Below are 10,334 nucleotides of genomic sequence, written 5' to 3' on the forward strand. Positions count from 1 at the left end.
GCGGTCGCGCTCTCCCTCTCCAGCTCCTCCGTGGGAGCCGTTGCCGACTCCTTCGCGGGCTTCTCCGCCGTGACGTCCCCGTTCCCCGGACTCTTCGGCCGCTTCTTCCGCTTCGCGCGCTTCTTCTCGTCGAGTTCCGCCGCGTACGCCGCCAGCAGCCGGGCGTACGCCTCGCGCTTGCGCCCTTGCGGATCCGTACGCCCGGTCTCCCAGGCCCGGACCGTCGTCCGGGTGACCCCCAGCGCGACCGCGACCTGCCTCTCGGTCATGGCCTTCGCCTCGCGCAGCCTGCGCCGCTCCTTGGGGGAGGGGAGCGGGGGCACCGAGGAGGTACGAGTGGTGCTCTGCGTCATGAAGAACTCCCCGCAGCACCGCACTGGCCGAAAAAGTACATAAACGTATATTGAGCGACACAACGGCTATCCGCCTGTTACGCGGTTTAAGCGCGTGTCGTTGGGAGCATGGCGGCGTGACCCAAGTGAGCGAGCGCAGCACCACGTTGTCCTCGGCCTCGGCCGCCGAACGGGGCCGGGCCGCCGCGCTGACCGCCGCCTTCCTCCGGGGCGGCCTCGCCGCGGGCCTGGGACTCGGCGGCCTCGCCGTGCTGGTCATCGCGGCCTGGATCAGCACGCCCTACCCCGACAGCGGCGCCGGCGGCGCCCTGCACATCGCGGCGGCGCTCTGGCTGCTGGCCCACGGCGCGGAGCTGGTCCGGCCCGACACGCTGTCCGGGGTGCCCGCGCCCGTCGGAGTCGTACCCCTGCTGGTCGTGGCCCTGCCGGTGTGGCTGGTCTACCGCTCCTCGCGGGACGCGCTGGAACCGGACGAGAGCCGGCCGCAGCTCACGGCGCTCGGCGCGCTGTGCACGGTCGCGGGCGGATATCTGCTGGTCGGCGCCGCCGTCGTGCTGTACGCGCGGGGCGGAGCGCTCCCCACGGACACGCTCCGCACGGCGCTCACGCTGCCCCTGGTGCCGGTGCTGTCCGCCGCCGCCGGGGTGTGGGTGGCGAGCGGCCGGCCGCTGAGTCCGCTGCTGGACCGGCTGCCCGGACTGAGGGGCCTGAGAAGCTCGACGGCGGCTGCCGAAGGGGACGCGGCGACCGCGGGGGCCGTCGGGAAGCGCCGCCGGGCCGTCGTCGTGATGCGCTCGACGACCGCCGGGGCGGCGGTGCTGCTGGGCGGCGGCCTTCTCCTGGTCACCTGCTCGCTGATGTGGCACGCGGACGCCGCACAGGAATCGTTCCTGCAACTGGCAGCGGCCTGGTCCGGGCGGGTCGCCGTACTGCTGCTGTGTCTCGCGCTGCTGCCGAACGCGGCGGTGTGGGGCGCCTCGTACGCCCTCGGCCCCGGCTTCGCACTCGGTACGTCGGCGACGGTCACCCCGCTCGCGGTCATGGGCAGCCCCGCGCTGCCGCCCCTCCCGCTGCTGGCCGCCGTGCCGGCCGAAGGGCCAGGCATGGCGGTGACCTGGGCGGCGGGTGCGGTGCCGCTGGCGGCGGGGCTGACGATCGCCTGGTTCACGGTACGGGTCGCGGCCCCGCCCTTCGCCGAACGGGACGAGGCATGGAGCGCGCGTGACACCGCCCTCGCGGCGGCGCTCGCCGGGGCCGGGTGCGCCGTGCTGACGGCGGCACTGGCCGCGGTGGCGGGCGGGCCGCTGGGGACGGGGCGGCTGGTGGAGTTCGGGCCGGTGTGGTGGCTCACCGGGGCGGCGGCGCTGGCCTGGACGGTGGGCATCGCCGTACCGGCGGCGCTGCTGGTAAGGGCCTGGCGGCTGCGCGAACGGCGCGTGGTGGACGAGGTGGACGAGACGGGAGAGGCCGAAGGCGTGGGAGAGGCGAACGCGGTGGAAGAGAGGGAGACGGTGAGGGAGGCGGCGAGCGAGTCACCGGACGCGCCGGCGGAGGCAACCGACACGAAGACCGCCTGGTGGCGGCGGGTGCCGTGGCGACGGGGTGAGGCGGCGGCGGAGAAGGACGCGGACGACGGACCGACGGAGCCCGGGAGCGCGGACGCACCGCCCACGCCGGACCCACCGCCCACGCTGGACGGCGCGGATCCGGTGGAGGCGCCGTACGACATCCTGCCGATGGACGCCTGGCACGACCGGGACGCGCAGGAGGCGCGCTGGGCGGCGATCAAGCAGGCGTCCGGCGGCCTGATGTCCGAATTCCCGCCGGCCGCGCCGCAACCAGAGCCCGCGCCGCAGCCCGTGCCTGAGTCCGCTTCCGAGCCCGACTCCGAGCCCACGTCCGGGTCCCCGCTCGCACCCGAGGCCGAGCCCAAGCCCAAGCCCGAGCCCGAGCCCAAGGCCGAGGCCGAGGCCAAGCCCGAGCCCAAGACCAAGCCCGAGTCCGAGCCGGAAACGAAAGCGGCCGACTGATCCACACCACTCGAACGAGCGGCGGCCCCACTCCTCCCGGAACCGGGAAGGGTGGGGCCGCCGTCAGATGTGCCGGTCCGCCACTCGGCTACTTCTGGACGCCGAAGATCGGGACCAGCGAGTCGGGGAGCTTGTCGTTGCAGGCCAGTTGACCCGTCTTGGTCAGCGCGTCGTTCACGCACGTGTAGTAGTCGCGATAGACGAGCTGCACGGTGAACGTCGCCGCCACGACCAGCAGCGCGATGGACGCCGCCACGATCCCGCTCACCGCGGCCGTCGTCTGCGGCTTGTGCGCCGTCGTGCCCTGGGCCGGGGCGCCCGGCGGCGCGCTCGGTGCCGGCGGTGCGCCCGCCCCGGTCGGCGCGGGAGACGTCGTACCGGAGCCCGAGCCGGACTCCTCGCGGCCCGGAGTCGTACCCACGTCCGAACGACCCGCACCCGTGCTGCCGTCGACCGGCGTACGCGACAGCGGAGCCTTGGCCCGCAACGAGCTGATGCCCCAGTACAGCGCGAGTGCCCCGAGGAGCAGAGCGATCTCCGGGAAGTCGAAGAGGGCGAAGAAGAACGCCCACATGCCCGAGAGGATCGAGTACCGGGCGCGGCGCTGGAACGGGTCGGTCGGGTCCCAGCGCAGGCCCTTGCCGGGCCGGCCGTCCGGACCGTCCTGGCGGCCACCGGGGCCGTTCTGCCCGCCGCCCGGTCCGTTCTGGCCGCCGGGCCTGCCGCCGAAACCGCCCGACGAGCGGCCCGGCTGACGGCTGCTCCACTGGCTGCCCCAGGAGGAACGGTCACCGCCCGACGACTGGTCGTCCGGCGTCCCGCCGCCGTTCTGGGGGTGACGCGGCTGCCACGGCTGGTCGGGCCTGTCCTCCGGTGGCGGTGCGAACGGATTGTCGTCGGAGGAGCCCGAGGAGCCCGAGGACCCGGTTGACCCGGAGGCTCCCGAAGATCCGTCTGAGCCGGAACCTCCCGAACCTCCGGAGCTCCCCGAAGAACCCGAGGACCCCGAGGAGTCCTCCGGCCCGGAGGACCCGGCGGACGAGGACTGGCGTTCCCGCAGCAGAAGCACCGGCCCGGTGGGCTGCGGGACAGGGAGTGCCGTGCGGTGTCGTCGGTCCGGCATCTGGTGAACGTCTTCCCCTCAGACCCTTGGCGCAAGGGGTCTTGTGTCGTATGGCCCGTCCTGGAGACAGGTCCGTGTCCCCAGACGCTACCTCCCGGGCGCGCCCCCGTCCCCCGGGGGCCGTTCGGTGTGCCGGTATCGTTGCTGACGGTCGGCTCCTTCGTAGAGTTCCCCGATACGGGAGACACGATCCGTTCGTACGACCACACAAAGCCGCACGACCCGCACGACCCGCGAGGCTGTGCTCGCGTTCAGAAAGGCGTTCCGCCGTGGCCTCCCCGCCGTCCAAGCCCGCCCCCGACGACCCGGTCACCCCGCCAGAAACCGGCTCTCCGGTCGAATTCGGCTCCCCGGCCCGGCTCGTGGTCCTCGTCTCCGGCTCCGGTACGAACCTCCAAGCCCTGCTCGACGCCGTCGACGCCGACCCGCAGGGATACGGCGCCCGCATCGTCGCCGTCGGCGCCGACCGCGACTCCATCGCCGGTCTGGAGCGTGCCGAACGCGCCGGGCTGCCGACCTTCGTCCGCCGTGTCAAGGACCACGCGACGCGCGACGAGTGGGATGCCGCGCTCACCGAGGCCACCGCCGCGTACGAGCCCGACCTCGTCGTCTCGGCCGGCTTCATGAAGATCGTCGGGAAGCGGTTCCTGGCCCGCTTCGGCGGACGGTTCATCAACACCCACCCCGCCCTGCTGCCCAGTTTTCCCGGTGCCCACGGGGTGCGTGACGCGCTCGCGTACGGGGCGAAGGTCACCGGTTGCACCGTCCACTTCGTCGACGACGGCGTCGACACCGGCCCGGTCATCGCGCAAGGCGTGGTCGAGGTGCGGGACGAGGATCACGAGGACGGTGGCACCGCGCTCCATGAGCGCATCAAGGACGTCGAGCGACGGCTGCTCGTCGATGTCGTGGGGCGGCTCGCCCGGCACGGCTACCGCATTGAGGGACGAAAGGTAACAATCCAGTGAGCGTCGAAGAGACCGCCGGACAGGCCGTCGAAGGTACGAAGCGGCCCATCCGCCGCGCGCTGGTCAGCGTCTACGACAAGAGGGGCCTGGAGGAGCTGGCCCGCGGACTGCACGCGGCCGGCGTCACCCTCGTCTCGACCGGCTCCACCGCCGCGCGGATCGCCGCCGCCGGTGTGCCCGTCACCAAGGTCGAGGAGCTGACCGGCTTCCCGGAGACCCTCGACGGCCGTGTCAAGACGCTGCATCCGCGCGTCCACGCCGGAATCCTCGCCGACCAGCGGCTCGCCTCGCACCGCGAGCAGCTCGCCGAACTGGACATCGAGCCCTTCGAGCTGGTCGTCTCCAACCTCTATCCCTTCCGCGAGACCGTCGAGTCCGGGGCCACCCCCGACGAGTGCGTCGAGCAGATCGACATCGGCGGCCCGTCCATGGTCCGCGCCGCCGCCAAGAACCACCCCTCGGTCGCCATCGTCACCAGCCCCGCGCGGTACGGGGACGTCCTCGCGGCCGTACAGGACGGCGGGTTCGACCTGGCGACGCGCAAGCGGCTCGCCGCCGAGGCGTTCCAGCACACCGCCGCGTACGACGTGGCCGTGGCCTCCTGGTTCGCGGCCGACTACGCCGCCGCGGACGACTCGGGCCTGCCGGACTTCCTGGGCGCGACGTACGCGCGCAAGAACGTCCTGCGCTACGGCGAGAACCCGCACCAGCCCGCCGCGCTCTACACCGGCGGTACCGGCGGGGGCCTCGCCGAGGCGGAGCAGCTGCACGGCAAGGAGATGAGCTACAACAACTTCACGGACACCGACGCCGCGCGCCGTGCCGCGTACGACCACACCGAGCCGTGCGTCGCGATCATCAAGCACGCCAACCCGTGCGGCATCGCCGTCGCCGACGACGTCGCCGAGGCGCACCGCAAGGCCCACGCGTGCGACCCGCTGTCCGCGTTCGGCGGCGTCATCGCCGTCAACCGGCCGGTCTCCGTCGCGATGGCCGAGCAGGTCGCCGAGATCTTCACCGAGGTCATCGTCGCGCCCGGCTACGAGGACGGCGCCGTCGAGGTGCTGTCCCGCAAGAAGAACATCCGCGTGCTGCGCTGCGAGGGCGGTCCCTCGGCGCCCGTCGAGGTGAAGCCCATCGACGGCGGCGCGCTGCTCCAGGTCACCGACCGCCTCCAGGCCGACGGCGACGACCCGTCGACCTGGACGCTCGCGACCGGCGACGCCCTGTCGGAGGCCGAGCTGCGCGAGCTGGCCTTCGCGTGGAAGGCCTCCCGCGCGGTCAAGTCCAACGCGATCCTGCTCGCCAAGGACGGTGCCAGCGTCGGCGTCGGCATGGGCCAGGTCAACCGCGTGGACTCGGCGAAGCTCGCCGTGGAGCGCGCGGGCGAGGAGCGGGCCCGTGGGTCGTACGCGGCCTCGGACGCGTTCTTCCCCTTCCCCGACGGCCTGGAGATCCTGCTCGACGCGGGCGTCAAGGCCGTGGTGCAGCCGGGTGGTTCGGTGCGTGACGAGCTGGTGATCGAGGCCGCGAAGAAGGCGGGCGCGACGATGTACTTCACCGGGACGCGGCACTTCTTCCACTGAACAGGGTTCTGCCGCTGAGCTGTTGTGCGGCCAGGGCCGTACGACAGAACGCCAGAAGGCCGTAAACCCCGTCGATACGACGGGTGTTACGGCCTTCTGGCATAAGCGCCGGCAAATGCGCCGACTTATGTTTCGGGTTGTGCGCGTGCGCGGTGCGTGTCAGTAACGGGGGCGCTTGAACCATGCCGCGCCGTCCGACTTCGACACGAAGACGATCAGCAGAATGCTGAGCACGATGTGGACGATGCCCGCGATGCCACCGAAGGGGTAGAGACCCAGGACTATGGTGAGGGCGCCGTAGACGATCAGCGCGGTGCGCAGGCCGCTGCCGCCGGTCTTGAACTTGATCGCGAGAACGATCGACGCGACGGTCCACGCGAACGCGATGAAGGTCATGAACCAGAGCAGGCCGCTCGACTGGTCCACCAGGCTCTGGAACTGCGAGTCGTCGGCCAACTCGTCGCTGTCCTTGGCCGCGTTGAGCGCGATCGCGGCGAACAGGAGGATCACGCCGCCGATCAGGCTGAGACCGGCGAGGATCCAGAGGAACACCCGGGAAGCCGTCACGCCGCCCGGCATCTGCTGCGGGACGCCACCCGTGGGACCACCGGGGTAGCCGCCGTAGCCGGGCTGGACGGGGGGAGCCTGCGGGTAGCCGTAGTTGGCCGGCGGCTGCTGGGGCTGGCCCTGCTGCGGATAGCCGTAGCCCGGCTGGCCCTGGGGCTGCTGGCCCTGCTGTCCGTACGGGTTGTTCGGGTCGCCAAAGCTCATGGCGGGTTTCCTCCGTTGGTAATGCGGGGACATCGCGGAACCGAAGGAGGAACATCATGAAATCGAGCGGTTTGCCCCCCAACATGCCCGCGCACTGCGCGGTTCATCGTGCTGTTTGCATCGACTTTTTGTCCAGTCGGTATCCGTATGTGTTGTGTAAGCGCAACCTGAGGATTGGAACAGCGGAGGGGTCATCCGCGAAGATGGACGCATGACCGCCCAAATTCTCGATGGCAAGGCCACCGCAGCCGCGATCAAGTCCGACCTGACCGCCCGCGTGGCGGCCCTCAAGGCGCAGGGCATCACCCCGGGACTCGGGACCCTGCTGGTCGGCGACGACCCGGGCAGCCGCTGGTACGTCAACGGCAAGCACCGCGACTGTGCCGAGGTCGGCATCTCCTCGATCCAGCGTGAGCTGCCCGACACCGCCTCCCAGGAGGAGATCGAGGCAGTCGTACGCGAACTGAACGCGAACCCCGACTGCACGGGCTATATCGTCCAACTCCCGCTCCCCAAGGGCATCGACACCAACCGTGTCCTGGAGCTGATGGACCCGGAGAAGGACGCCGACGGGCTGCACCCGATGAGCCTCGGCCGGCTGGTCCTCAACGAGACGGGGCCGCTGCCCTGCACCCCGTACGGCATCATCCAGCTGCTGCGCGCGCACGGTGTCGAGATCAAGGGCGCGCACGTCGTGGTCGTCGGGCGCGGGATCACCGTGGGCCGCTCGATCCCCCTGCTGCTCACCCGCAAGTCCGAGAACGCGACGGTGACCCAGTGCCACACCGGCACCCGTGATCTCTCCACGCATCTGCGGCAGGCCGACATCATCGTGTCGGCGGCCGGGGTGCGCCACATCATCAAGGCGGAGGACGTGAAGCCGGGCGCCGCGGTGCTCGACGTCGGCGTCAGCCGCGACGAGAACGGCAAGATCGCCGGCGACGTCCACCCGGACGTCGCGGGAGTGGCAGGCTGGATCTCACCGAACCCCGGTGGGGTCGGCCCGATGACCCGCGCGCAGCTCCTGGTGAATGTCGTCGAGGCGGCGGAGCGCGCCGGAAGTGGCAGCGGAACGTGAAAGGGGCACCCATGGGTGCTGGTACGAGTCCGGGCGCCGACGCGGCCGCGGAGCCCGGCGGTGGTGACGCCGCGGACGGCGACGTGAGCGAGCCGGCGCGTACGCCGGTACGTGAGGGAGAGGAGGACCGCGACGCGGTCCCCAGTACCTCGCGGCGCTTTCCGACCGTCACCCAGGACACCGCGCGTCCCGAGGGCGGCGGCCGTGCCGCGCCCGGCGACGCCCCGGCGCCCGCCCGTCAGTGGCCGCTGCTCACCGTGCTGGGCGCGACCGGGCTCGGGCTGCTGATCGTCGGGCTCGACCCGTTCGAGCAGTCGTTCCGCTGGGGCACGATCCTGATCGGTGTGGCGTTGATCACCGGCGCGATCCTGCGGCGGATCATGCCGTCGGTCGGCATGCTGGCCGTACGGTCGCGCTTCACCGACATGGTGACGTATGGCCTGCTCGGCGTGGCGATCGTGCTGCTGTCGCTGATGACGCAGCCGGGCCCGTGGTTGGAGATCCCGTTCCTGGAGGACGTGGTCCACTCAACGGTTCCTTAAGGTCCTGAACAGCGATCGAAGGACGAAGTACAGAAGTACGGCCGGACGCGGCACGGCCGGACGCGGTAAGAAGACGGCGCCCATCCCCTCCCCCGAGTCAGGACGGGCGCCGTCGGCATGGAGTAAGCGTCATGGACCCGCCAAAGAGGATCAAGAGCCGGCAGGCGCCTGTGGCACGGAAGTGACCATTCCGCCATGGTGTGATCGCCGGGCAACGGATGCGAGACTGGGGGACGGAATCGGAGGCGGCGCGCGAGGGGGCGCGGGGACTGTCCCGAATGCTCCGGTGCACTCCCATTTCTGGAACTGACACCCTGGCTCCACGCATCCCTTGGGGTAGTCGTCGACCGGCGTGGGGGCGCGGCACGGCGGAGCACATTCAGGCGCGTGCGCGGGGACAAGGGGGAAGTAATGCCTCGTTGGAAGGCACTACCGGAGGAGCTCGACCCACAGGTCAGGGAGTTCGCCACACAGCTGCGCAGGCTCGTGGACAAGAGCGGCCTGAGCATCGCCGCCGTGGCGGACCGCACCGGCTACAGCAAGACGTCGTGGGAGCGGTATCTCAACGGGCGGCTGCTCGCGCCCAAGGGCGCGATCGTGGCACTCGCCGAGGTGACCGGTACCAATCCGCTGCATCTGACGACGATGTGGGAGCTGTCGGAGCGCGCGTGGAGCCGTTCCGAGATGCGTCACGACATGACGATGGAAGCGATCCGGATTACCCAGGCGCGGGACGCGCTCGGCGAGTTCGGCGGCGACCCGGCCGCCCGGCCCGGTGCCGGGGCCGGGCGCCCCGCAGGACGTACGGCGACACCTCCCGGTCCGGGCGCGGGCCCCGGCTCCGGTCCCGGCGCGGGACCGCGGTCCGGTGGCTCCGGGGGCTGGAACGGACCCGAGCCCGCCGGCGCCCCCCAGGGCGGGCCGGCCGGCTACCCGCAGGCGGCCCCTCCGGAGCCTCCCGGCTCGCACGGCGCTCACGGCCAGGGCGGCTCTCCCGGTCAGGGCGGCGGGCGCGGCCAGGGCGGCTCTCCCGGTCAGGGCGGCGGGCGCGGCCGGCGCCGGACGACGATATTTGTGGCGGCTCTCGTCGGCGCGCTGCTGGTGATAGCCGGAGCCGTACTGCTGACCGACCTCGGCGGTGGCGGCGACAAGGAGAAGGTCGCCAAGCCCCCGTCGGCGAAGCCGACCACCAGCGCACCCGAACTGCCCGCCGGAGTGAAGTGCGCCGGCGACGACTGCATCGGCGAGGACCCCGAACTCATGGGCTGTGGCGGCGAGTTCGCCGAGACGGCCACGACCGCGACGGTCGGCACGGCGGTCGTGGAGGTCCGCTACAGCAAGACGTGCGGGGCGGCCTGGGCCCGTATCACCCAGGCGGCGCCGGGGGACACCGTCGACATCGCGGCCGACCAGGGCGAGGGCAAGCCCCAGACGGGCACGGTCAACGCCGACAAGGACGCGTACACCCCGATGGTCGCGGTGGCCACGGCCGCCGAGGCGAAGGCGTGCGCGACGCTGACGACCGGTGTGGAGGGCTGCACGACGGCGGACGAGTGAGCGCCGGCGCCGGGCCCGAGGGCGGGCGCCCGGCCGACCGTGGCGTGCGGAGCGCTTCCGCCGGCGGCCCGGACGCAACCGCGACGCGGGCGGGTCGCGCCCGTCGGCGCTTCCACCGTCCGACCAGCTCGCCCACCCCGGCACCTCCCGGCACACGCTCCACGTTCCCGGCACGTCGAACACGCCGTGGCGTGCGGTCCGCCCCGGCGCGCGACGCCCGTCGGCCCGCCTCGCGGATCGCCCGAACCGCCACCGCCCCGACGCTGACGCGCCCCGTCGCTCCCCGCCCCCTCCCCGCCGGAAAGCCCCACCGGCGGTTGGCCCTT

The 10,334-nt window shown here is 72.1% G+C and carries 9 protein-coding genes; 6 read left to right on the forward strand and 3 right to left on the reverse strand.

The features are described 5' to 3' along the window. The coding region (locus tag P3L51_RS32620; RefSeq protein WP_354608951.1) for a helix-turn-helix transcriptional regulator at positions 1 to 353 on the reverse strand (353 nt) is incomplete at its 3' end. Between the two features lie 116 nt (positions 354 to 469). On the opposite strand from P3L51_RS32620, the gene P3L51_RS32625 reads away from it, so the two are divergent. Next, on the forward strand, positions 470 to 2,383 hold the full coding sequence (locus P3L51_RS32625) for a cell division protein PerM (protein WP_354608952.1): 1,914 nt from the start codon (positions 470 to 472) through the stop codon (positions 2,381 to 2,383). A gap of 88 nt (positions 2,384 to 2,471) precedes the next feature. Here the strand turns inward: P3L51_RS32625 and P3L51_RS32630 are convergent, their stop codons facing one another. Beyond that, positions 2,472 to 3,506 (reverse strand): hypothetical protein, encoded by a 1,035-nt coding sequence (locus P3L51_RS32630; protein ID WP_354608953.1) that lies wholly within the window; start codon positions 3,504 to 3,506, stop codon positions 2,472 to 2,474. 362 nt (positions 3,507 to 3,868) lie between these two features. Here P3L51_RS32630 and purN point away from each other — a divergent pair, with 362 nt between their 5' ends. Then, positions 3,869 to 4,474, forward strand: a complete 606-nt coding sequence (purN, locus tag P3L51_RS32635) for a phosphoribosylglycinamide formyltransferase (RefSeq protein ID WP_354608959.1) — start codon at positions 3,869 to 3,871, stop codon at positions 4,472 to 4,474. Then, positions 4,471 to 6,060 carry a bifunctional phosphoribosylaminoimidazolecarboxamide formyltransferase/IMP cyclohydrolase gene (gene purH, locus P3L51_RS32640; protein WP_354608954.1) on the forward strand — a complete coding sequence of 530 codons (1,590 nt, stop codon included), beginning with the start codon at positions 4,471 to 4,473 and terminating at the stop codon, positions 6,058 to 6,060. Before purN ends, purH begins: the two co-directional genes overlap by 4 nt. A gap of 159 nt (positions 6,061 to 6,219) precedes the next feature. Here the strand turns inward: purH and P3L51_RS32645 are convergent, their stop codons facing one another. Beyond that, positions 6,220 to 6,831, reverse strand: coding sequence for a hypothetical protein (locus P3L51_RS32645; protein ID WP_354608955.1), 612 nt, complete (start codon positions 6,829 to 6,831; stop codon positions 6,220 to 6,222). A 211-nt stretch (positions 6,832 to 7,042) separates the two neighbouring features. Here P3L51_RS32645 and P3L51_RS32650 point away from each other — a divergent pair, with 211 nt between their 5' ends. The 3 genes from P3L51_RS32650 to P3L51_RS32660 all read left to right on the forward strand — a co-directional run bounded on the left by P3L51_RS32650 (position 7,043) and on the right by P3L51_RS32660 (position 10,008). Then, positions 7,043 to 7,909, forward strand: coding sequence for a bifunctional methylenetetrahydrofolate dehydrogenase/methenyltetrahydrofolate cyclohydrolase (locus tag P3L51_RS32650; RefSeq protein WP_354608956.1), 867 nt, complete (start codon positions 7,043 to 7,045; stop codon positions 7,907 to 7,909). Between the two features lie 11 nt (positions 7,910 to 7,920). Then, positions 7,921 to 8,451: a DUF3017 domain-containing protein gene (locus P3L51_RS32655; RefSeq protein WP_435594577.1), complete on the forward strand. Its 531-nt coding sequence runs from the start codon at positions 7,921 to 7,923 to the stop codon at positions 8,449 to 8,451. A 411-nt stretch (positions 8,452 to 8,862) separates the two neighbouring features. Continuing rightward, positions 8,863 to 10,008, forward strand: coding sequence for an XRE family transcriptional regulator (locus P3L51_RS32660; protein ID WP_354608958.1), 1,146 nt, complete (start codon positions 8,863 to 8,865; stop codon positions 10,006 to 10,008). Positions 10,009 to 10,334 lie beyond the last annotated feature (326 nt).

This window comes from Streptomyces panacea, from assembly GCF_040560175.1.
Lineage (GTDB): Bacteria > Actinomycetota > Actinomycetes > Streptomycetales > Streptomycetaceae > Streptomyces > Streptomyces panacea.

Bases quoted from the DNA above. Each gene is read 5' to 3' on its own strand.
- P3L51_RS32630 (WP_354608953.1), bottom strand. From the start codon at position 3,506: ATGCCGGACCGACGACACCGCACGGCACTCCCTGTCCCGCAGCCCACC.
- P3L51_RS32645 (WP_354608955.1), bottom strand. From the start codon at position 6,831: ATGAGCTTTGGCGACCCGAACAACCCGTACGGACAGCAGGGCCAGCAG.
- P3L51_RS32650 (WP_354608956.1), top strand. From the start codon at position 7,043: ATGACCGCCCAAATTCTCGATGGCAAGGCCACCGCAGCCGCGATCAAG.
- P3L51_RS32655 (WP_435594577.1), top strand. From the start codon at position 7,921: ATGGGTGCTGGTACGAGTCCGGGCGCCGACGCGGCCGCGGAGCCCGGC.
- P3L51_RS32660 (WP_354608958.1), top strand. From the start codon at position 8,863: ATGCCTCGTTGGAAGGCACTACCGGAGGAGCTCGACCCACAGGTCAGG.